The sequence below is a fragment of the Pseudomonas sp. D3 genome (assembly GCF_029320995.1).
GTDB lineage: Bacteria > Pseudomonadota > Gammaproteobacteria > Pseudomonadales > Pseudomonadaceae > Aquipseudomonas > Aquipseudomonas paraveronii.
The window spans coordinates 144725-164942 of the sequence record NZ_CP119772.1; the positions used below are offsets into that span (position 1 = coordinate 144725).

The window sequence follows — 20218 nt, forward strand, 5'->3', positions numbered from 1 at the left end:
GAAGGACTTTTGAAGGTTAACACCACCACTTCCGCCGCAAAGCCGGTGCAATATATGGAAACAGATCGCTGCAGGCGTGACGGCAAGCCGCCCACCGGCGTCCCGTAAGGGAGGGCGCTGCAAAGACCCCAGCACCCGCAGAGGTGCCACCCCAACCAATGCCTAACCCGTGAGTGAGCTATGGAACCCGGAAACGCCCAACTGTCGATGACGGTATTGATGACCCCTGATATGGCCAACTTTTCCGGCAATGTCCACGGCGGCACCCTGCTCAAATACCTCGACGAAGTGGCCTACGCCTGCGCGAGCCGTTACGCCGGGCGTTACGTGGTGACATTGTCGGTGGACCAGGTGATTTTTCGCGAACCGATCCACGTCGGCGAGCTGGTGACCTTCCTCGCATCGGTCAACTACACCGGCCACACCTCAATGGAGGTGGGCATCAAGGTGGTGACCGAGAACATCCGCGAGCGCTCCGTGCGCCATACCAACAGCTGCTTCTTCACCATGGTGGCCGTGGACGACCAGCGCAAACCCGCCGCCGTGCCGCCACTGCAACCGCACAACAGCGAAGACCGCCGCCGGTTTGCGCAGGCGCAGCAACGCCGGCAGATTCGCCAGGAGCTGGAAAAGCGCTACCAGGAAATCAAAGCCGACGCGCTGTAAGTCCCGGACTGCAAACCCAATCAAAATGTGGGAGGGGGCTTGCTCCCGATAGCGGTGGTTCAGTCACATATGCATTGACTGACACACAACTATCGGGAGCAAGCCCCCTCCCACATTGGGTTTTGTGTAATTACAGGTCGATCGGCGTGGCTTCGAAGCGCACACGGGGATGGGCAATACGATCCTGGGCACGTACCAGCTCCAGTTCATAACTGGCGCAGGCCTGGGTTTCCAACAACACTTCATGCACCGCCGCTGCGGTGAACTCGAAAGCAGCCAGCAGGCTGTCGCCCAACAACACCCGCGCCAGGAACAACCCCGACGTCAGGTCGCCCACGCCCACCGGCTGCCGGGGAAACGCCAGCAGCGGCCGACGCAGGTGCCAGCAGCCGTCGGCCGTCACCAGCAGCATTTCAAAGCCATCCGGCAACTTACCCGGGTAATCCAGGTGCTTGACCAGCACGGCCTTGGGCCCGCGTGCCAGCAAGGCTTTGGCCATGCCCAGGCAGTCGAACAGCGATTGCGGCTTGCGTCCGGCGAAGCTGTCCAGTTCCAACTGGTTGGGGCACAGGAAGTCGGCCATGGCGGCGGCTTCGTCGAGCAGAAAATCACTGACTTCCTGCGGAACGATGCAGCCCTTTTCCGGATGGCCCATCACCGGGTCGCACAGGTACAAAGCCTTGGGATTGATCGCCTTGATGCGCGCAACGCCGGTGAGGATCGCCCGGCCTTGGGCCGCGCTGCCCAGGTAGCCGGAGAGTATGGCGTCGCAATTGCCCAATTCACCGATGGCCGCAATACCTTCCACCAGCGCTGGAATCTGCTGCGGCGCTAACACTTCACCCGCCCACTGGCCATACTGGGTGTGGTTGGAAAATTGCACCGTGTTGAGCGGCCACACGTTCACCCCGACCCGCTGCATGGGGAAAACGGCGGCGCTGTTTCCGGCGTGGCCAAAGACCACATGAGACTGGATCGCAAGCAGATGAGGTGTGCGTTTCATGCGGGAGATTTCCGTAAAACCATTGAAATTCTGGTCGCGCAGTATGCGACCAAACGCAGCCTGTACGACAGACCAGCGACACAGTTAAGCTGCTCTCACTTTGTTGGAGTTTTTCGCATGCTGACCCTGGGAAACATCTTCGTGTTGATGCTGCTGGCGACCGGCGCCGCCTGGGTATGGCACAACCACGGCCTGCGCGAGCGTGCGCTGGAGCGGGTCAAACAGCATTGCGCCAAGCTCGATATCGAGCTGCTCGACGGTGCCGTGGCATTGAAACGCATCGGTTTTGTGAAGGATGCCAAAGGCCGGCGGCGCCTGGCGCGCATCTACAATTTCGAATTCACTGTGACCGGCGAAACCCGCCACCCCGGGACCATCACCCAGTTCGGCGCCCACAGCGCACAGATCGAACTGGCGCCGTACCCGTTCGAGATCAAGACGCCGCTGCCCAGCGCCGACGTGATCGAACTCAGCCAGTGGCGCCAGGACCACGCCAAGCACCGTCAATGACGGCAGGCTGCGAGCGCTTGCTGTAGCGCGGCCACGTCCTGTGGCGCGCTGAAAATCAATTCGATACGCGAATCACGCCGCCATTCGCTGGGTTGCCAGACGAGTGGGCGGTTATCCACCGCGTTGCCGGAGATCCAGCCGTCGCTGCTGTGGATAACCAGTTTGGCGCGGCGCCAATCAAGGCTTGCCAGCCATTGTGCCAGCCGCCGGCGATCGAATGACTGACTCGGATGCCAGCGCCAACCAATGCTCCAGCCGCCCTCCTGGGCCTGACTCAAGCAGATCGGCAGCGTGGGGTCGCTCCACACAGCGTGCATTTGCGCCAAGCCTCTGGGTGCCACGAAGTTATCCACAGCCACGGCAGCCCGCGCATTCAGGCCTGGCAAGCGTTGCAACGGCAATTGCGCCTGACGCGTCCAGTAAACCGGAACCTCGGGTAACTGCCGTTCGATCGCCTTGCGCTGTGCCCCGTCCAGCGCCTCATCCTTGTTCAGGACCAACAGGCCGGCGCTGGTAAGTGCTTCGCGCTGTGCGTCAGGCAAGGGTTTGCCCGCCGCCAGGGCTTGCGCATCCAGCACCAGCACACAAGGCTGAACCGCCAGCACGCCTAACCATGGCACCTCGCGCAATTGCTTGAGCACCTGCGCCGGGTGCCCGAGCCCCGAGGGCTCGATAAACAGGCGGTCCGGCTTGGCCTTACGCAGCAAGCGGCCAAGTCCGACCTGGAACGGTGCACCATTCACACAACACAAGCAGCCACCCGCCACTTCGCCCAGGGCAATGCCGTCATCCGCCTGGGTCAGTAAGGCCGCATCCAGGCCGATCTGCCCGAATTCGTTGATCAACACCGCCCAGCGCTCGTTGGCCGGGCGTTGGGCAAGCAGGTGTTTGATCAGGCTGGTCTTGCCGGCGCCCAAGGGGCCGGCAATCACATGGGTGGGAATGTTCTGAAGCATAGAGGGCATCATTCAGGCCGTGTAGAGCGTTTGATCCTACGCGGTTATGCCAGCCAATCCAGCGTCAGAATTAACCGTCGTTCACCGGTTTTAAGCGACGGCGAACGGTGAATCAGCCCGTGCCCTTCGTTGCCATGCCACTTCGTGCCCTTGAGCAACGCCACTTCGCCGCAGTGAATCTGCTCGATACGCTCGCTGGGCTCGGCATCCGCGTGGCCCAACTGGCGGCGGTCCATCACGCCTTCGCGCAACCATTGGCTGCCGATGCCGGCATACGTGGTGATCAGCCGCACCGGCACATGATCGACGTGAAAGCGCGGGCACATGGCTTTGTCCAGCAAGCGCAAACGCACGCCGATACGCCGGGCGCCGAGCAGGCAGGCAAACGCGCTGACCAGCCACGACACATCGGCGATAAACCCTTCATAACCTTCAAGATCACAGCAATTTGCGGCTAAACCCTGCACGTTCGGCACCGCGTCTTCGCTGCCCAACTCGATGACCAGCGACTCGGCCAACGTTTCGTTGAGCGCCATCAGCAAGACGCCGAATTCGGCGATGTGCAACGGCAGTTGGCGCTGCCACAGCGCCAGGTTGACGCCGTCTTCAAGGATCTCGGACAGCGTCAGCGGGGTGTCGCCGCAGGTCTGGCGGATCACCGGGCGCAGGGGAATGAGCGGTGCCAGCATCAGGCGGCCGCCTCTTCATACCAAGGGCCAAAAGGATCGGCCAGCAAGGACCACGCGTCGACGCCCTGGGCCATTTCTGCATCGGTGAGCAGGCAGGCGTCCAACTCGTCACGCATCTGCGCGAAGTCGATGTTCTGCCCGATGAACACCAGTTCCTGGCGGCAGTCGCCGCTGCTCGGTTGCCAATTGCCCATGATCGCCGCGACGCTTTCTTCGTCCTGCGGCCACTGGCTTTTCGGCACAAAGCGCCACCAACGCCCGGCAAAGCCATGGCGCATCAAGCCCCCAGCCTGGGACCAACTGCCGGCGTCCTGATGCTTACTGGCCAGCCAGAAAAAACCCTTGGAACGCAGGAGTTTGCCGTTCACCCAAGGGCGGTCGATAAACGCGAAAAAGCGCTGCGGATGGAACGGTCGGCGCGCGCGGTAAGCCGTAGAGGCGATGCCGTACTCTTCGGTTTCCGGCACATGCTCGCCGCGCAGCTCCTGCAGCCAGCCGGGGGCCTGGGCGGCGCGGTCGAAATCGAAGCGGCCGGTGTTGAGGATTTTGTTCAGCGGCACTTCGCCCATGACCATCGGGATGATTTCCGCCTGGGCGTTCAGGCGTTCGAGGATGGCCATCAGTTCCTCACGCTCGTGGCGGCCGATCAGGTCGATCTTGCTGATCAAGATGACGTCGGCAAATTCGATCTGCTCGATCAACAGGTCAGTGATTGAGCGTTCGTCGTCTTCGCCGAGGGTTTCGCCGCGTGAAGCCAGGCTTTCGGCGGCCTGGTAGTCGAGCAGGAAGTTCATGCCATCGACCACGGTGACCATGGTGTCCAGCCGCGCGACATCGGCCAGGCTCTGCTCGTTTTCATCGCGAAAGGTGAAGGTTTCGGCCACGGGCAACGGTTCGGAGATGCCGGTGGATTCGATCAGCAGGTAATCGAAGCGACCTTCCCTGGCGAGTTTTCCGACCTCTTCGAGCAGGTCTTCGCGCAAGGTGCAGCAGATGCAGCCGTTGCTCATCTCCACCAGCTTTTCTTCGGCGCGGTTGAGGGTGACGTCGCGCTGCACCTCGCCGCCGTCGATATTGATTTCGCTCATGTCGTTGACGATCACCGCCACCCGCAGGTTGTCGCGATTGCGCAGGACATAGTTGAGCAGCGTACTTTTACCGGCGCCGAGAAAGCCGGACAACACGGTAACGGGAAGGCGATTGGGCATCAGGTCATTCTCATCAGATCGCCCGCTTAAGCCGGGCTGTATTTAATGTTATATTATAACAATACAAATAAGCCAATCCCCCGCTTGCCCATCATGACCAACGGGGCAATGCTGGCACCTGTCTACGTCGAGAAACCCTATGAAATATCTACTGTGCAGCCTGCTGTTGTTCATCACGGCCGAAGCCTGCGCCCAAGTACCGAGCCTGTCGGCGAACTGCACGCGCAGCGCCACCCTGCTGGCTTGCGTCGACCCACTGGGCAACGCCTACAACGTGGCGACGGTCGGCAGCACCACGTATTTGCGTGGTTTCGCAGTGATCGGCCAGCGCCACTGGGCTCAGACCAACAGCCGTTACGGGCAACTGACGTTCTTCACCGGCTTGGCCTCGGACGGCGAGGCGTGGGTCGGCTACACGCGGCGCGTGGGCTGGACCACGATCAACCGGTTTTCCAGCTCCGGTGGCGCCAGCGCCACGTTCACCTGCAGCCGCGTGACCGGCTGTTAGGCCTGGTTGTTTTTCTGTTCCTGGACCCAAGCCATGTAGCTGTTCACCGGCGGGTTCTTCTGGAAATAGCGCTGCAGGCCGACGAACAACCCCTCCGCCACCGCCTGTTGATGCCGCGCCGTGACCAGCCGCGCACTGTCCCGCGCATTGGAGATAAACCCGGTTTCCACCAGGATCGACGGCACGTCCGGTGACTTGAGCACCGCGAACCCGGCTTGTTCCACGCGCTTCTGATGCAACGAGGTGATGCCTTCCAGGCTACCCAGGATCGAGCTGCCCAGTTGCAGGCTGGAGGCGATGGTGGCGTTCATCGACATGTCGAGAATCACCCCGGCCAGCATCGGGTCCTTGTCCTTGAGGTTCAGCAGACTGGTGGCGCCCAGCAGGTCGGCGCCGTTTTCCCGTTGCGCCATGAAACGCGCCGTGGCCGAGGTGGCACCGCCTTCGGACAAGGCATACACCGACGCCCCCGACGCGGTGATCCGTGGTGCCGCATCCGCATGCACCGAGATAAACATGTCGGCGTTGTGTTTGTGGGCGATCTCCACGCGCTTGCGCAGCGGCACGAAGAAGTCATCGTTGCGCACCAGCTTCACATCGAAACCTTTCTCGCGCTTCAAGCGTTTGGCCAGCAATTGGGCAATGGACAGCACCACGTCTTTTTCGCGCTGGCCCTTGGAACCAATAGCGCCGGGGTCTTTGCCGCCGTGGCCGGGATCGACCACCACGATGATGTCGCGCTTGGGGTGCGCCCTGTCGACCGGCGGTTTGGGTGCGGCCGCTATCGGGTGAGGAACCTGAGTGGCGCTGCTGAGATCAAGCACCAGCCGGTGCCCTTGCCCATCCCCGGGCGGCAACAAAAAGCTGGTGAGCTGCATCGGCGTGGCGAGGTCCAGCACGATGCGCGTATCCGCCTTGCCAAAGTGCCCGGAGCGAATCGAGGTGATCCCGCTGTTCTTCAAGGCCAACTGAGAGAAGTCGCCACTGAGCCCGGCGCCGCTCAGGTCGATGATCAGGCGTTCCGGCGCGGTCAGGGAAAAAGTCTTGTAGTTCACCGGGCCACTGAGGTCGAAGACCAGTCGCAGCTTGTCGTCCGAGCGCCACAGGCGGGCGTTGCGAATCTGTGTGGCCGACGCGGTGAAGGGCAAGATGAACAGCGGGCTGACCAGGAGCAGGTTAAGGAGCTGACGTCTGTGCATGACAAATACCGCAGATAAAGGAGCGTCCTTACTCGACATGACTGAAAAAAGACCAGAACAGAAAATTCATCGTCGACTCAATAGTTATAATATAACATGTCTTTTTATCGCCAACGATGGACCTGCTCATGAATGCGCTGACTCTGCCGGATATCGCCGCGCAGGCTTCACGCCAAGCCTTGCCGCTCGACTGGGTGGGCATGTGCGGCATCGCCCTGCCCATTTTGCTCGACGGCCACCGCCTGGCCGCCACTGCTGACGCCGGCGTCAGCCTGGACGACGGCACGGCTCGTGGCATTCATATGTCACGCCTGTACCTGGCGCTGGAGAGGCTCGAGCAGCAGCCATTGACGCCGGCACTTCTGCGTAAGGTACTGCAGCGTTTTCTCGACAGTCATGAAGGTTTATCTAATAACGCCTACCTGCGTATCCACACCGATCTGCTGCTCAAACGCCCGGCATTGGTCAGTCCACTGGCCGGCTGGAAAGGCTACCCGGTGAGCATCGAAGCGCGTGTGGAAAACCAGATGTTCCACGTGGAACTAAAAATTGACGTTACTTATTCCTCAACCTGTCCGTGCTCAGCGGCCCTCGCCAGGCAGTTGATTCAGCAGCAATTTCTCGAAGACTTCGGCAACACACCGTTGCAGCAGGCCGACGTGCTGACCTGGCTCGGCAGCGCCAATGGCATTGTCGCCACGCCCCACAGCCAGCGCAGCAGCGCGCAACTGCGCGTCCAGTTGCGCGGCGAGCACCTGGCATTGACCGATTTGATCAACACGGCGGAGGCCGCGCTCGGCACCGCCGTGCAAACCGCGGTAAAACGTGCGGACGAACAAGCCTTCGCCCTGGCCAACGGGCAGAACCTGATGTTCTGCGAAGACGCCGCCCGCCGCTTGAACCTCGCCTTGAAACGCTCGGATGCCGTCCAAGCCTTCCACCTCAAAGTAATCCACGCCGAAAGCCTGCACGCGCACGATGCCGTGGCCGAAAGCCGCTGGACGAGGCACTCAGCATGATCACCTGTACGGCTTTACGCTGGGGCGCCCCTGGCCAACCACTGACCCCTGCGCTGGACTTGCGCCTGGAAACGGGCAGCCTCACCGGTGTGATCGGCGCCAACGGCACGGGCAAAAGCAGCCTGCTCAAAGTCATCGCCGGCCTGCAAAAACCCCTGGCAGGGAAAGTCACCTTGGACATTCCACGCCGTGGCGGCCTGTCGTTCCTGCCGCAGCAACAGCACCTCGACCGTCAGTTCCCGATCAGCCTGCAAGAACTGGTCGCCGCCGGCTTCTGGGGCTCGCAGCTCAGTGCGCCGCAACGCAGCCAGCGTTTGCAGGCGGTGCTGGAAGACTGGTGCCTGGGCGGCTTGGAACAGCGCCCGTTGATGGCGTTGTCCGGCGGCGAATTGCAACGCGCCCTGCTCGCCCGCATGAGCCTGGCCGACGCGCCGGTGCTGTTGCTCGACGAACCCCACGCGGCACTCGACGAAGACGGCCAGGCTTTGTGCTGGAAACACATCCACGCCTGGCACGCCGCAGGTCGCACGCTGGTCGTGGTCTGTCATGACTTGGCCTCCGTGCGTCAACACACCCAGCAAGTGGTGCAGATCAAAAGCACGGGCTGCCTGTTCGGGCCGAGCAAAGAACTGATCCGACCGCAACCGCACATGCAGGTGGCCTGATGCATCTCACCGCGCACCTGTGGCTGCCCTTTGTCGACTTCATCTTCATGCGCCGCGCCCTGATCGGCGGCCTGGTACTCGCCTGCAGCACCGCACCGCTGGGGGTGTTTCTGATCCTGCGGCGCATGAGCCTGATCGGTGACGCCGTCGCCCACGGCATCCTGCCCGGCGCCGCCCTGGGTTTCTGGTTCGCCGGCCTGAGCCTGCCCGCGCTGACCATTGGCGGCCTCGGCGCCGGCCTGAGCATGGCTGGGTTGGCAGCGTGGATCACCCGTCGCACCGGCCTGCGCGAAGACGCCAGCCTGGCCGCCATCTACCCCATCTCCCTCGCCGCCGGCGTGCTGATCCTCGGCCTTGCCGGCAAACGCCTGGACCTGCTGCACCTATTGTTCGGCTCCGCACTGGCCGTCGACGACACCACCTTGACCGGCATGCTCTGGGTCTCTGGCTTCAGCCTGGTCGCCATGGCGCTGATCTACAAACCGCTGCTGCTGGACACCCTCGACCCGCTGTTCCTGCAAACCGTCAGCCGCCTCGGCCCGCTGGCCCACGGGCTGTTTTTGACCCTGGTGGTGCTGAACCTGGTGATCGGTTTCCAAGCCATCGGCGCGCTGATGGTGGTGGGATTGATGATGCTGCCGGCCATCGCGTCGCGGTTCTGGAGCCGGCGCTTGCCGGTGTTGATCGCGGTATCGGCAGTGCTGGGCTGCCTGTCGGTGTGGCTTGGTTTGTTGCTGTCGTTCTATTACTCACTGCCCAGCGGCCCGGCGATTGTGCTGGTGGCTGGTGGTGGGTACCTGCTGTCCGTGGTTTTCGGTCCGGTGCATGGCTTGCTGCGCCGCCCTCCCTTGCTGTCATCCCAATGAGGTGTTTCCCGATGCGCGCTCTATTCGTGCTGTTCAGTCTGCTACTGCCGTTGTCCATGGCCCAGGCCGCCGACAAACTCCAGGTGGTGACCAGCTTCAGTATTCTCGATGACATCACTCACCAGATCGGCGGTGAGCACATCCAGATCAGCAACATGGTCGGCCCCGACGCCGACGCGCATACCTACGAGCCGAGCCCGGACGACGCCAAGGCGCTGCTCAAGGCCAAGCTGATCATCAAAAATGGTCTCGGCTTCGAGCCGTGGCTGGACCGCCTGGTGGCCAGCACCGAAACCCGCGCCACCGTGGTCACCGCCAGCAAAGGCGTGATCTCCCACACCATGGAGGAAGACGGCGAAACCATCCCGGACCCGCACGCCTGGCATAACCTGGCCAATGCCGAAATCTATGTGAACAACATCACCAAGGCGCTGGTGGCCGCCGACCCGGCCAACCAGGCCGACTACCTGCGCAACAGCCAGGCGTACCTGAAAGACATCTACCGCCTGCTCGCCGAGGCCAAGGCCAAGTTCGGCGCGTTGCCAGCGGGCAACCGCCGTATCGTCACCTCCCACGACGCCTTCGGCTACCTGGGCCAGGCCTATGGCATCCAGTTCCTGGCGCCCCAGGGTTTGTCCACCGAGCGTGAGCCTTCAGCCGCTGAAGTCGCCGCGCTGATCACCCAGATCCGCAAGGACAAAGTCAAAGCCGTGTTCATTGAAAACATCAAGGACTCGCGCCTGCTCAAACAGATCGCCAGCGAAAGCGGCGCACAGATCGGCGGCACGCTGTACTCCGACGCCCTCGCCGCAGAAGGCCCGGCCAGCACCTTTATCGGGCTGTTCGAATACAACCTCAACACCCTGTGCGCGGCGTTGGGCAAACCATGATCCGCAAGAACGCGTCCGGCGTGACTGTCTAGTTTGCCCGCCTGGCCTGACACAACGGCCAGGGGCTACACCTGATGGTCGGGGTTAAGCGCGCGGTTTGACGGTGCCGCAGTTATCCCCCAGCCACTGGGCGTGGCTGTCCAGGCTGCCCTTCTGCTGAATGCCGGTCGCGTTGAAGGTGCCGTTGACCGTGGTGGTGAACTCTTTCTGACTCTGGAAGGTGGCCACGCCGGTACCCTGGGCTTTCGGGCAACTGAAACGAAACTTCCACTGGTTGCCGCTCTTGTCGGTCACTTGCTGTTTGCAGCCCGACTGCGGGTCGGTCAGCGGGATCGAGTCGGAGGCGACCTGGGCGGGGGTGAGGCACACCTGGACGCCTTTGCCGGCCATGGCGATGCCTTGTTTTTCCAGCATGGCGCGCTGTTCCGGGGTCATCTGTTGCTTGAGCTGACCGAGAATCAGCGACAGGTCCGGCAGGTCCTGGTTATCCACTTTCATGTTGCTCGTAGTCAATTCCCACAAGCCCGGCGCCAGCATCTGCGCCTGTGCCGCCACGGGCAGTGACAAACCAATAACCATGGCCAAACCTAGCAGACGAGCATTCATCGAGTAACTCCTGGGCAATTGTGGGCGTTAGACGCCACAAAAGTGCCAGTGTTGCACGGCAAAGAAAATAGCGACATTCCTGACCGAACATGGTCTGTTAGGCACTGGATTGCCTGGAGTGACATCGTCCATGGATTTTTTTGGCCCGCACCTGCTCGCCTACTTTATCGCCACGCTGCATTTTCTCGGAACGCTTGCCGCGATCCATGCGGTGCTGACCGTCAGGACCGCCCAAGGCTCGATTGCCTGGGCCTTATCGCTGATGTTCGTACCCTACCTGACGCTGATTCCTTACCTGATCTTCGGCCGCAGCACCTTCGATGCGTACATCCAGGCGCGGCGCCAGGCCAACCAGGAAATGCACACCGCAATCAACGAACTGAACTGGCGCCCGTGGGTCGAGGAAGCCCTGGCCGCACGCAACTCCAGCGCCTACGCCTCGCTGCGGGCGATGCCCAAGCTGGGCCGCATGCCGTGCCTGGCGAACAATGAAGTGCGCTTGCTGATCAATGGTGACGCCACCTTCAGTGCGATCTTCGACGCGATTCGCGGCGCCAAAACCGCCGTGCTGTTCCAGTTCTTCATCATTCATGACGATGAACTCGGCAGGCAGTTGCATGCCTTGCTGAAGGAAAAAGTCGCCCAGGGCGTAGCCGTCTACGTGCTCTACGACCGCATCGGCAGCCACGCCCTGCCCTCTCGCTATGTGCAATCGCTGCGCGACGCCGGGGTGCAGGTCAAGGCGTTCGCCACCCGCAGCGGCTGGCTCAATCGCTTCCAGGTCAACTTCCGCAACCACCGCAAGATCGTGGTGGTGGATGGCATCACCGGGTTTGTCGGCGGGCATAACGTCGGCGACGAATACCTGGGCAAAAAACCGCCACTGGCGCCGTGGCGCGATACCCATGTGCAGGTCATCGGCCCGGTGGTGGCGTGCCTGCAGGAATCGTTTGCCGAAGACTGGTTCTGGGCTGCGCGGGAACTGCCGCCGCTGATCCTGCCGGACACTTACCCCGAAGACGGCGTGCTCTGCCAATTGCTCGCCAGCGGCCCGGCCGACCCTTATGAAACCTGCTCGCTGTTTTTTGTCGAAGCCATCCACGCCGCGACCGAGCGCGTGTGGATCACCAGCCCGTATTTCATCCCGGATGAAGCGGTGTTTGCCGCCCTGCGCCTGGCGGTGCTGCGCGGGGTCGACGTGCGCCTGTTGCTCCCGTCGCGGCCCGACCACCGCATTGTGTATGCCGCCTCCAGCCTTTACGCGATCGAAGCGGTGCGCGCCGGGGTGCGGGTGTTCCGCTATAGACCGGGGTTTCTGCACCAGAAAGTGGTGTTGGTTGACAGCGAAATCAGCGCCATCGGCAGTGCGAATATGGACAACCGTTCGTTCCGGCTGAACTTCGAGGTGATGTTGCTGACCGTCGATGAAGCCTTCGCCCAGCAAGTGGAGCACATGCTGCTCGATGACTTCGCCCAGGCCCATGAAGTCAGCCAGGAAGAAAGCCGCGAAACCCGCCGCCTGCAACAACTGGGCATGCGGATCGCGCGGCTTATCTCACCGATTCTCTAACTGACACTGCGATAAACATGTGGGAGGGGGCTTGCCCCGATAGCGGTGAATCAGTGCCCAATCCGCTAGCTGACACACCGCAATCGGGGGCAAGCCCCCTCCAACATTTTGCATCCACGGGGCTGCGCGAAAATGCTTCAACGGTAGATGTCTTCCCGCGTCCACGGCAGTTCATGGCTGCCATCGGCGAAGGGTTTTACTGCCAGTATGCGGATCGCACGGTTTATCTCACCGATTATCCAACAGACGCTGCGGTAAACATGTGGGAGGGGGCTTGCCCCGATAGCGGTGAATCAGTGCCCAATCCGCTAGCTGACACACCGCAATCGGGGGCAAGCCCCCTCCCACATTTTGCATCCGCCGAGCTGCGGGGAACGCTTCAGCGGTAGATATCTTCCCGCGTCCACGGCAGTTCATGGCTGCCATCGGCGTGGGGTTTTACCGCCAGCATGCCGATCGCGCGGCTTATCTCACCGATTCTCTAACAGACGCTGCGATAAACATGTGGGAGGGGGCTTGCCCCCGATGGCGGTGAATCAGTGCCCAATCCGCTAGCTGACACACCGCAATCGGGGGCAAGCCCCCTCCCACATTTTGCATCCACGGGGCTGCGCGAAAATGCTTCAACGGTAGATGTCTTCCCGCGTCCACGGCAGTTCATGGCTGCCATCGGCGAAGGGTTTTACCGCCAGGATCTGGTGCAGGTTGATCCAGCCCCGCGCAAACGCGTAGGCGCAACCGGCCAGGTACAACCGCCAGATGCGCAATGCCTGCTGCGGCACCAGCTTCGCCGCTGCTTCCAGGTTGTCTTCCAGGCGTTCGCTCCAATGGTCGAGGGTGCGTGCGTAGTGCATGCGCAGGCTTTCTACGTCGACCACTTCGAGCCCGGCTTCGCTGAGCTCGGCGGTCATCATCGCCAGGTGCGGCAGTTCGCCGTTGGGGAATACGTAGCGCTCGATAAAATCCCCGGCGCCACGGCCCACGGGGCGCCCGTCAATGTGCTTGGCGGTGATGCCATGGTTCATCACCAGGCCGCCTTCGCGCACCGCGCCAAACAGGGTCTTGCAGTATTGCGCCAGGTTGGCGTGGCCGACGTGTTCGAACATCCCCACGCTCACCACTTTGTCGAAACGGCCGTCCTGGGGCAGGTCGCGGTAATCGAGCAGTTGCAGGTCCACTTGATCATCCAGGCCCTCGGCTTTCACGCGCTCTTTGGCCAGGGCCAGTTGCTCCTTGCTCAGGGTGATGCCAAACACTTTTACCCCAAACTCCCGCGCCGCATACCGCGCCAGCCCGCCCCAACCGCAGCCGACATCGAGCAAATACTCCCCCGGCTGCAAGCGCAACTTGCGGCACAGGTGACGGAATTTGTCTTGTTGAGCCTGGTCGATGGATTCGCTGCCGGTTTCGAAGTAACCGCAGGAATACGCCATGTCCTGGTCGAGCCACAGCTGGTAGAACGCGTTGGACAGGTCGTAATGGTAGGAAATCGCCGCCGCGTCAGTGGCCTTGTCGTGGATCGAGCGCACCGGATGATTGTCCGCATCGTCATCGATCAGGGCATAACTCAACTCGTCACACACCCGGATCACCTCGGCGATGGAGCCTTCCAGCTCCAGCTTGCCCTCGACGAAGGCTTCGCCCAATGAATCGAGCGTGGGATGGAAAAGCGTGGACACAACCGTGGGGTCCTTCACCACGATGGTCACACTGGGCTCGGGGCCCAGGTTGAATTCATGGCCGTCCCAGAGTCGAAGACGCAGCGGTAGCTGAAGATTCTGTAAGGCCGGTGGAAGTTGCGCGAGCATGAGTAGTCCCCCCTTGTTTCAGACGTCTGGAAAGAGGGTAGACCATCCCACGACAACGTAGGAAGCTATCGATTTCATAACCTGCGCTTATGAAAATCGGCGTTCGAGCAAACCGTCCTGAATCCACTGTTTCAGCCACGAGACCGCTTGCAGGGGCGCACCCTCTCCATAGCTGACTGCCAACTGTGCGCACAGTTCTGAAAAACACCAGCCGGTGGTCACCATACCCGCCAAGGCGCAGGTTTCTGCGGGTTCCAGGCTGCGGTAGCGGCACACCTGCTGATGGCGCCACACCAGGCAGATCTGCGGCGTATCCAGGGGCTGGCCGGCGCGCAAGTCCGACTGGGCCTTGCCGGCGCGCCAGGTCTCTACGCTGTTGAAGCGGCAGAGTATCTGCTGAACGGTCGGCGCCAGGGTGACCTGCAAACCCGGCCAGTCGTGCGGTGACAGTCGCGCCATGTCGTCCAGGGTCAGCGGCGTACCCGGCGGCGCATCGAACGCCAGGGTAAAGGCCCACTCCAGCCGCGCCAGCTCAGACAGCGGGGCGCTTTGCTCAGCCACCAGGTGCTCCTGGATAAACGCCGCGAACCGCTGGCCCAACCAGCGCAAGCTGTAGTGGGCAGAGGGATAGCGACGCACGTAGGCCTCGGTCAACGAGGCGAATTCGTCATCCCCGAGCCAATACCAGAGGGCGCCGAAGTCTTGGCGTAACACGTCCTGCAACCGCGACAGGTAGGCATTGTGATAAATCGCCAGGCCCGTTTCCACATCCAGCGTAGGACCACCCAGCAACGTGGCGGCAAAGCCAGTGCCGGCCACAGGGGTTTCGGCCAATAAGTGCTCTTCGAAGGCCAGTTGCCAATCCGTCAGGCGCATAACGTTCTCCTGGCCAAGGCGGTCGCACCCAGCGTGCGGGCCTTGTCCAACTCGCTGAGCAGCTCTTCGAACGGCGGAAAATGGTCATCGCGCTCCAGCAACGTCGAGACCGGGCCCAGGTGCTCCAGGGTCTGTTGATACAGCGCCCACACCGGATCACACACCGGATGGTCATGGGTATCGACCACGTAATCGCCGTAGTCCATATGCCCCGCCAAATGCAGTTGGCGGATGCTCTGCGGCGGCAGGTTGTGAATGAACGTCCAGGCATCAAAACCGTGATTGCGCGAGCTGACGTACACATTATTGACGTCCAGCAGCAACTGGCACCCCGTCAATTGGGTCAGCGCGTTGAGGAATTCCCACTCGGTGAATTCATCCGCCTTGGCGCGCACATAGCTGGAGACGTTCTCCAGCACCAGCGGGCGCTGCAACACATCCTGCACCTGCAACACACGACTGGCCACGTGATACAGGCTTTCTTCGGTGTAAGGCAGGGGCAGCAGGTCATGCAATTGGTGCGCGCTGCCACGGCTCCAGCACAGGTGATCGGAGATCCACGCCGGCTGGATGCGCGCGGCGAGTTGCTGGAGCTGCTTGAGGTAATCGATATCGAGGGCATGGGGCCCGCCGATGGACAGGGACACACCGTGCATCACCAGCGGGTAGCGCTCGGCGATCGCGTCCAGGTAGTACAAGGCTTTACCGCCCTGCACCAGGTAATTCTCGGAGATCACTTCGAACCAATCCACGGCCGGCGATTGTTCAAGGATCTGCTGGTAGTACTCACTGCGTAGACCCAGGCCGTAACCCAGGCTCGGAAGGGACATGGACATCAGACACTCCTGGGCAAACGTGTCCGCAGCGGCAGGTGGCCGCTGCGGGGTACGCGGGGGCCGATTACTCGCCGACTTTGCCACCGGCCTTGTCGCACGCAGCCTTAGTCATGGCCTTGAAGCCATGACCCTTGCAAACCGCTTGGCCCTTGCAGGCGTTTTCAGCGGTCTTGCAGTCATTCATGCCTTTGCAGGAGGTGACGCCGTAGCAATGCACCGCAGCGTCGGCGGCCTGTACCTGGGTGGTGACACCGGCAAACAGGGTGGCAGCAGCGAGCGCCAGGGCAGCACCGGAAATGGCGTTTTTGATGGTCATGGGGTCATCCTCATAGAGCGTGGTTAGGTCGGCTGAGCGGCATGCTCAGTCCCGACATACCACTAGAGTGAGGTGCCCCCTTGCCGTTACAGCACCCTCGAAAAAAATCTGACAGTTATTTCTCCAGCTTCGACAACGGCTCCTGAAACCGCAGCAAACGCCCGGCATTGCCCAGCACCAGCAAGGTGCTGAGGTTGTGCAACACCGCCGCGATCATCGCGCCAGCAGCCCCCAACCAGCCAAACGCGGCGAACACCACGATGGCCAGCGTCCAGCCCAGGCCGATGATCACGTTGACCTGCAACGTGTGCCGACATTGACGACTCAAGCGCACACACGTGCCCAGGCGGCGCAAGTCGCTGCCAATCAACACCACATCCGCCGAGGCCAGCGCGATATCCGCACCGCCCGCGCCCATGGCCACACCGACCACGCCCGCTTTGAGCGCCAGGGAATCGTTGATGCCGTCGCCCACCACCATCGGCCGGAAACCGCTGCGGATCTCCCCCAATACGCGGTTGAGCTTGTCTTCCGGCAGAGCCTGGGCTTCGACATCGCTGATGCCCACGTCGAGGGCCAGGCTGTCGGCCACGCTTTGACGGTCGCCGGTCAGCAGCAGTTGGCGACCCAGGCCCAGGTCGCGCAGCTCTTGCAGGGCCTGGCGCGCTTCAGGTTTGACGCTGTCAGCGAGCAACAGCCAGGCAAGGAACGCACCGTTCAAGGCCAGCCCGGCAATCGGGCCATCATGGTCGGGGACGCGGGTGGTGGCGATGCCCAACTGCTCGAACAGCTCCGGCCGGCCCAGCGCCGCTTCGCCCTGCGCGGTCTGGGCCACCACGCCGAGGCCTTGGCGTTCGCGGATGTCGGTGAGCACCAACAGCTGTTCCTGCGTCGCCAACCCCGCCAACGCGCGGCTGACCGGGTGGCTGCTGGCCGACCCGAGGCTGGCCGCCAGGTTCAACAACCCTTGGCGGTCCGGCGCGGTGGTTTCGATGGACTGCAAACGCAGGGTGCCAAAGGTCAGGGTGCCGGTCTTGTCGACCACCAGCGAGGTCAGGTCCGCCAACTCTTCGAGGAACGCCGAGCTGCGGATCAGAATCCCATGCCGCGCCGCCACGGCAATCCCGGCAATCGCCGTGGCCGGAGCCGACAGCACCAGCGCGCACGGGCACGCCGCCACCAACACCGCGAGCATCGCTTGGGCGTCATGGGTGACAAACCACGTCACCGCCGCCAGCAACAGCACCAACACCATATAGCTGCCGGCGTAGCGCTCCAGCAGGCGCGTGATCGGCGGCTTGGAGCGCTCGGCGTTCTGCATCAGGGCGATGACTTTGCCCAGGGTCGACTCGTTGCCGGTGCGGGTCACCTCCAGGCGCAACAACCCGTCGAGGTTGATCGCACCGCCGAACACTTGCACGCCGACGCTGGCTTCCAGCGGCACCGATTCGCCGGTGATCGGCGCCGTGTCGAGGCTGGCCTGGCCGGACAGCACCACGCCATCGGCGGGCACGCGGTCGCCGGCGCGCACTTCGACGATGTCGCCGGTGTTCAGCGTGCCGTTGTCGACCTCGCTGATGCTGCCGTCCGCCTGCACCAGGCGCGCGTGGCTGCGGGTCAGTTTGCCGAGGGCATGGATCGCTTCCTGAGAGCCGATCACGCTGCGCTCTTCCAGCACATGGCCGAAGATCATGATGATCGGCAGCAAGGCGGCGGTCAGCAGATCGCCCGTGGCCCACGCGCCGAGCATCGCCAGGGCGATGAGCTGGTCGGTGATGCCATGCAGGCTGGGAAAACGCAGGCTGTACCAGGCCGAGCGCATCACCGGCACGGCCACCAGCAGCGAGGCCACACCGAGCAGCAACTGGCTGACGCCGCTCTGGTCCGGCGCCAGCCAGCGCCACACCAGGCCCAGCACGAGCAAGCCGAGGGCGAGCATGGCCAGGGTCAATTGCCGGGCGGCGCTGCGCTGCTCGGCGGATGTCAGCATGGGCGCGCTCATTGTTCGGCTCCCTGAATGATCAAGCGGGAGTCGTCTTTGGGATCGACCGTGGTCACGGAACCGGCCTGGCCGAGAATCTTCGGCAAGCGTTCGCGGTACAGGCGCAACAGCAAGCCGGGGTCTTTGACCTGGGCCAGGCTGGCGACAGTAGCGGTTTGCGCCTGGGCATTGGCCAGGCGTTCGCTGGCCTGGGCGTGGGCGACTTGCACCAGGCGGTCAGCCTGCTGGTTCGCGGTTTGCGTGAGTTTTTCCGCGTCGGTCCGTGCATTCGCCACGGCTTTGTCGGCTTGCTGACTGGCGGTGAGCACCGCGTTGAAGGCATTCACCGCCGGGCTCGGCAGGCTCGATTGCACATCGACGCGGGTGACTTCGATACCCACTCCCAAGCCGCTGGCGGTCAACTGCGCCAGGCGCTTGTTGATGCCTTGCACCAAGTCGCCGCGCAGCCGTTCACGGCGCTCGGCGGCGCCGTTGTCACTGCCGATCAATTCGGGGCGCGCCACCAGAATGGTGTCCAGATCCCGCGCCGCCGTCAGGGCCACGGCGCTGCGCGTCACCAGACGATCCAGCGCCGGCAGCACGTGCTCGCCCTGCAACACAAACGCATAAGGCTCGGTGACTTTGTAGAACACCCGCACATCCAGCTGCACCACGCCGGCGTCGCCGGTCAGCAGGTAGCCGGAGCCGGCCAGGGCATCGCTCAACGGCGTGGCGAAACTGGCCACGCGGTCGGCCTGCACCGCGGCATCGGAACGCAGCAGGTTGTCGATCCGCCGCTCGATCACCCGGTCCCCCGCCGGCAACAGCACGACCTGCTCGAACGGCTGCGGCCACGCCAGCAACAGCCCGGCATTCTGAACCCGATCAAGCGCGCCGAAGTGCAACACCACGGCGCGATTTTGCGGGTCGATCTGGCGCACATTGGAAAACGCCCAGGCCAGGGCGGCCAACACCGTCACCGCGTACAGCGCCATGAACGTCAGGCGCCCGGCCTGAATCCACGGGCTGTCCGGGCTGTCACGCTCGGTCATGGCTGGACGTCCTTCGGCCCGTCCACCAGTGCGCGGAACGGCGCGGCGTCGGTGCGCAGGATGATCTTGGTGCCCGGGGTGACCACGGTGCCCAGGGTGTCCAGCGAACGCAGCAGGTTGTACAGCTGGGGATTGCCCGCGTAGGCCCGCCCATAAATCTGCGCCGCTTCGACCCGCGATTGCGCTTCGATGTCGGCGGCTTTCACCGTGGCATCGGCCTGCACGATTCGCGCATCGCGCTCGGCGGCGGAGCGAATCTGCGCCGCCTCACGCTTGCCCACGGCGGTGCGTTCGGTGGCGATGGTTTCACGCTCGGCGCGCATGCGGTCGACAGTGGCGATGAGCGTCACCGACGGCAAGGTCAGCCGCTCGATGCCCACCTGCGCCACGCGCACGCCATAGGTGGTGAGCAATTGTTGATCGATCTGCTGACGCAACTGCGCTTCGAAATCGGCGATGCGCACTTGGCTGGCATCGGTATTGATCAGGCTGGACAGGTCGAAGCTGGCCGCTGTGGTTTCCAGCGCCGAGCCGACAAAGGTACGAATCTGCCGCGCTGCTTCATCCGGCTGGTTCTGCACTGCGCGCATAAAGCGCTGCACATTGTCGGCATCGCCCTGCACCTGCCACGCCACGTAAGCCTGCACGATGATGCGCAGGCCATCGCGGGTACCAACATCCTGCAAACCGCTGGAGGTGGTGCGCAGACGCAGGTCCACCGGGATCGCCGCTTCGAACGGCGCCGGCCAGCGCCAGCCCAGGCCCGGCTCCAGCAGCACCCGCGACGGGTTGCCGAAACGGGTAATCACCGTGGCTTCGCCGGACCGCACCTGCACCAGGCTCGCGGCCGCGACCGCAAACAGCACCAGCAACACGGCCCAGGCCATGCGCCGCCAAGGGAAGGGGCCGGCGGGTTGTTCATCACCGTGGTGGTGGTGATGGTGGCCGTGGTGGTGGTGACCATGATCGTGAGAATGAGCGCTCAACAGACAGA

Annotated in this window: 21 protein-coding genes; 8 read left to right on the plus strand and 13 right to left on the minus strand. The window is 62.8% G+C overall.

Features of this window, described 5'->3' with window-relative positions; all coding sequences use genetic code 11:
* Positions 1–180 precede the first annotated feature (180 nt).
* Positions 181–666: an acyl-CoA thioesterase gene (locus P3S72_RS00645; RefSeq protein ID WP_276195530.1), complete on the plus strand. Its 486-nt coding sequence runs from the start codon at positions 181–183 to the stop codon at positions 664–666.
* A gap of 130 nt (positions 667–796) precedes the next feature.
* Here the strand turns inward: P3S72_RS00645 and pdxY are convergent, their stop codons facing one another.
* Positions 797–1669, minus strand: coding sequence for a pyridoxal kinase PdxY (gene pdxY / locus P3S72_RS00650; RefSeq protein WP_247402955.1), 873 nt, complete (start codon positions 1667–1669; stop codon positions 797–799).
* A 117-nt stretch (positions 1670–1786) separates the two neighbouring features.
* On the opposite strand from pdxY, the gene P3S72_RS00655 reads away from it, so the two are divergent.
* Positions 1787–2179 (plus strand): DUF3301 domain-containing protein, encoded by a 393-nt coding sequence (locus P3S72_RS00655; protein ID WP_017850040.1) that lies wholly within the window; start codon positions 1787–1789, stop codon positions 2177–2179.
* On the opposite strand, the gene P3S72_RS00660 is transcribed toward P3S72_RS00655, so the two are convergent.
* The 3 genes from P3S72_RS00660 to zigA are packed head-to-tail and all read right to left on the minus strand — an operon-like array spanning position 2173 to position 5032.
* Entirely contained in the window at positions 2173–3135 is a 963-nt protein-coding gene (locus tag P3S72_RS00660; protein ID WP_276195531.1) for a CobW-like GTP-binding protein, read from the minus strand. The genes P3S72_RS00655 and P3S72_RS00660 overlap by 7 nt on opposite strands.
* Positions 3136–3179: 44 nt before the next feature.
* Positions 3180–3824, minus strand: a complete 645-nt coding sequence (locus P3S72_RS00665) for a DUF1826 domain-containing protein (RefSeq protein WP_276195532.1) — start codon at positions 3822–3824, stop codon at positions 3180–3182.
* On the minus strand, positions 3824–5032 hold the full coding sequence (gene zigA / locus P3S72_RS00670; protein WP_276195533.1) for a zinc metallochaperone GTPase ZigA: 1209 nt from the start codon (positions 5030–5032) through the stop codon (positions 3824–3826). The genes P3S72_RS00665 and zigA overlap by 1 nt, the downstream gene beginning before the upstream one ends.
* 139 nt (positions 5033–5171) lie before the next feature.
* Between zigA and P3S72_RS00675 the strand changes: the two genes are divergently transcribed.
* Positions 5172–5540 (plus strand): glutamine synthetase, encoded by a 369-nt coding sequence (locus tag P3S72_RS00675; protein ID WP_276195534.1) that lies wholly within the window; start codon positions 5172–5174, stop codon positions 5538–5540.
* Here P3S72_RS00675 and P3S72_RS00680 read toward each other — a convergent pair.
* A complete protein-coding gene (locus tag P3S72_RS00680; RefSeq protein ID WP_276195535.1) occupies positions 5537–6739 on the minus strand; it encodes an N-acetylmuramoyl-L-alanine amidase in 1203 nt (400 codons plus the stop codon). The genes P3S72_RS00675 and P3S72_RS00680 overlap by 4 nt on opposite strands.
* Before the next feature lie 128 nt (positions 6740–6867).
* Between P3S72_RS00680 and folE2 the strand changes: the two genes are divergently transcribed.
* From folE2 to P3S72_RS00700, 4 genes are read left to right on the plus strand one after another with little or no spacing between them, the layout of a single operon-like run.
* Positions 6868–7758, plus strand: coding sequence for a GTP cyclohydrolase FolE2 (folE2, locus tag P3S72_RS00685; RefSeq protein WP_276195536.1), 891 nt, complete (start codon positions 6868–6870; stop codon positions 7756–7758).
* Positions 7755–8423, plus strand: a complete 669-nt coding sequence (locus P3S72_RS00690; RefSeq protein WP_276195537.1) for an ATP-binding cassette domain-containing protein — start codon at positions 7755–7757, stop codon at positions 8421–8423. Before folE2 ends, P3S72_RS00690 begins: the two co-directional genes overlap by 4 nt.
* Complete coding sequence (locus P3S72_RS00695; protein ID WP_276195538.1) at positions 8423–9289, plus strand: metal ABC transporter permease; 867 nt, start codon at positions 8423–8425, stop codon at positions 9287–9289. Before P3S72_RS00690 ends, P3S72_RS00695 begins: the two co-directional genes overlap by 1 nt.
* Positions 9290–9300: 11 nt before the next feature.
* A complete protein-coding gene (locus P3S72_RS00700) occupies positions 9301–10179 on the plus strand; it encodes a metal ABC transporter substrate-binding protein (RefSeq protein WP_253400201.1) in 879 nt (292 codons plus the stop codon).
* An 84-nt stretch (positions 10180–10263) separates the two neighbouring features.
* Here the strand turns inward: P3S72_RS00700 and P3S72_RS00705 are convergent, their stop codons facing one another.
* Complete coding sequence (locus P3S72_RS00705; protein ID WP_276195539.1) at positions 10264–10785, minus strand: DUF3617 domain-containing protein; 522 nt, start codon at positions 10783–10785, stop codon at positions 10264–10266.
* A gap of 130 nt (positions 10786–10915) precedes the next feature.
* Between P3S72_RS00705 and cls the strand changes: the two genes are divergently transcribed.
* Positions 10916–12355, plus strand: coding sequence for a cardiolipin synthase (cls, locus tag P3S72_RS00710; RefSeq protein WP_276195540.1), 1440 nt, complete (start codon positions 10916–10918; stop codon positions 12353–12355).
* Between the two features lie 623 nt (positions 12356–12978).
* Here the strand turns inward: cls and cfaB are convergent.
* From cfaB to P3S72_RS00745, 7 genes are all read right to left on the minus strand, one after another.
* The gene (cfaB, locus tag P3S72_RS00715) at positions 12979–14163 is read right to left on the minus strand and encodes a C17 cyclopropane fatty acid synthase CfaB (RefSeq protein ID WP_276195541.1); all 1185 of its coding nucleotides are present in this window, start codon (positions 14161–14163) and stop codon (positions 12979–12981) included.
* Between the two features lie 87 nt (positions 14164–14250).
* A complete protein-coding gene (locus tag P3S72_RS00720) occupies positions 14251–15039 on the minus strand; it encodes a DNA-binding domain-containing protein (RefSeq protein WP_276195542.1) in 789 nt (262 codons plus the stop codon).
* A complete protein-coding gene (locus tag P3S72_RS00725) occupies positions 15030–15875 on the minus strand; it encodes a DUF692 domain-containing protein (RefSeq protein WP_247404855.1) in 846 nt (281 codons plus the stop codon). The genes P3S72_RS00720 and P3S72_RS00725 overlap by 10 nt, the downstream gene beginning before the upstream one ends.
* 64 nt (positions 15876–15939) lie before the next feature.
* Positions 15940–16191, minus strand: a complete 252-nt coding sequence (locus P3S72_RS00730) for a hypothetical protein (RefSeq protein WP_247404852.1) — start codon at positions 16189–16191, stop codon at positions 15940–15942.
* A 115-nt stretch (positions 16192–16306) separates the two neighbouring features.
* The gene (locus tag P3S72_RS00735) at positions 16307–18193 is read right to left on the minus strand and encodes a cation-translocating P-type ATPase (protein ID WP_276195543.1); all 1887 of its coding nucleotides are present in this window, start codon (positions 18191–18193) and stop codon (positions 16307–16309) included.
* The gene (locus P3S72_RS00740; protein WP_276195544.1) at positions 18190–19224 is read right to left on the minus strand and encodes a protease modulator HflK; all 1035 of its coding nucleotides are present in this window, start codon (positions 19222–19224) and stop codon (positions 18190–18192) included. Before P3S72_RS00740 ends, P3S72_RS00735 begins: the two co-directional genes overlap by 4 nt.
* Complete coding sequence (locus P3S72_RS00745; RefSeq protein WP_276195545.1) at positions 19221–20210, minus strand: protease modulator HflC; 990 nt, start codon at positions 20208–20210, stop codon at positions 19221–19223. The genes P3S72_RS00740 and P3S72_RS00745 overlap by 4 nt, the downstream gene beginning before the upstream one ends.
* Positions 20211–20218: the final 8 nt, after the last annotated feature.

What these genes read in the sequence shown, in the direction of transcription:
- P3S72_RS00645 (WP_276195530.1), top strand. Translation starts at nt 181, where the DNA reads ATGGAACCCGGAAACGCCCAACTGTCGATGACGGTATTGATGACCCCT.
- pdxY (WP_247402955.1), bottom strand. Translation starts at nt 1,669, where the DNA reads ATGAAACGCACACCTCATCTGCTTGCGATCCAGTCTCATGTGGTCTTT.
- P3S72_RS00655 (WP_017850040.1), top strand. Translation starts at nt 1,787, where the DNA reads ATGCTGACCCTGGGAAACATCTTCGTGTTGATGCTGCTGGCGACCGGC.
- P3S72_RS00660 (WP_276195531.1), bottom strand. Translation starts at nt 3,135, where the DNA reads ATGCTTCAGAACATTCCCACCCATGTGATTGCCGGCCCCTTGGGCGCC.
- P3S72_RS00665 (WP_276195532.1), bottom strand. Translation starts at nt 3,824, where the DNA reads ATGCTGGCACCGCTCATTCCCCTGCGCCCGGTGATCCGCCAGACCTGC.
- zigA (WP_276195533.1), bottom strand. Translation starts at nt 5,032, where the DNA reads ATGCCCAATCGCCTTCCCGTTACCGTGTTGTCCGGCTTTCTCGGCGCC.
- P3S72_RS00675 (WP_276195534.1), top strand. Translation starts at nt 5,172, where the DNA reads ATGAAATATCTACTGTGCAGCCTGCTGTTGTTCATCACGGCCGAAGCC.
- P3S72_RS00680 (WP_276195535.1), bottom strand. Translation starts at nt 6,739, where the DNA reads ATGCACAGACGTCAGCTCCTTAACCTGCTCCTGGTCAGCCCGCTGTTC.
- folE2 (WP_276195536.1), top strand. Translation starts at nt 6,868, where the DNA reads ATGAATGCGCTGACTCTGCCGGATATCGCCGCGCAGGCTTCACGCCAA.
- P3S72_RS00690 (WP_276195537.1), top strand. Translation starts at nt 7,755, where the DNA reads ATGATCACCTGTACGGCTTTACGCTGGGGCGCCCCTGGCCAACCACTG.
- P3S72_RS00695 (WP_276195538.1), top strand. Translation starts at nt 8,423, where the DNA reads ATGCATCTCACCGCGCACCTGTGGCTGCCCTTTGTCGACTTCATCTTC.
- P3S72_RS00700 (WP_253400201.1), top strand. Translation starts at nt 9,301, where the DNA reads ATGCGCGCTCTATTCGTGCTGTTCAGTCTGCTACTGCCGTTGTCCATG.
- P3S72_RS00705 (WP_276195539.1), bottom strand. Translation starts at nt 10,785, where the DNA reads ATGAATGCTCGTCTGCTAGGTTTGGCCATGGTTATTGGTTTGTCACTG.
- cls (WP_276195540.1), top strand. Translation starts at nt 10,916, where the DNA reads ATGGATTTTTTTGGCCCGCACCTGCTCGCCTACTTTATCGCCACGCTG.
- cfaB (WP_276195541.1), bottom strand. Translation starts at nt 14,163, where the DNA reads ATGCTCGCGCAACTTCCACCGGCCTTACAGAATCTTCAGCTACCGCTG.
- P3S72_RS00720 (WP_276195542.1), bottom strand. Translation starts at nt 15,039, where the DNA reads ATGCGCCTGACGGATTGGCAACTGGCCTTCGAAGAGCACTTATTGGCC.
- P3S72_RS00725 (WP_247404855.1), bottom strand. Translation starts at nt 15,875, where the DNA reads ATGTCCATGTCCCTTCCGAGCCTGGGTTACGGCCTGGGTCTACGCAGT.
- P3S72_RS00730 (WP_247404852.1), bottom strand. Translation starts at nt 16,191, where the DNA reads ATGACCATCAAAAACGCCATTTCCGGTGCTGCCCTGGCGCTCGCTGCT.
- P3S72_RS00735 (WP_276195543.1), bottom strand. Translation starts at nt 18,193, where the DNA reads ATGAGCGCGCCCATGCTGACATCCGCCGAGCAGCGCAGCGCCGCCCGG.
- P3S72_RS00740 (WP_276195544.1), bottom strand. Translation starts at nt 19,224, where the DNA reads ATGACCGAGCGTGACAGCCCGGACAGCCCGTGGATTCAGGCCGGGCGC.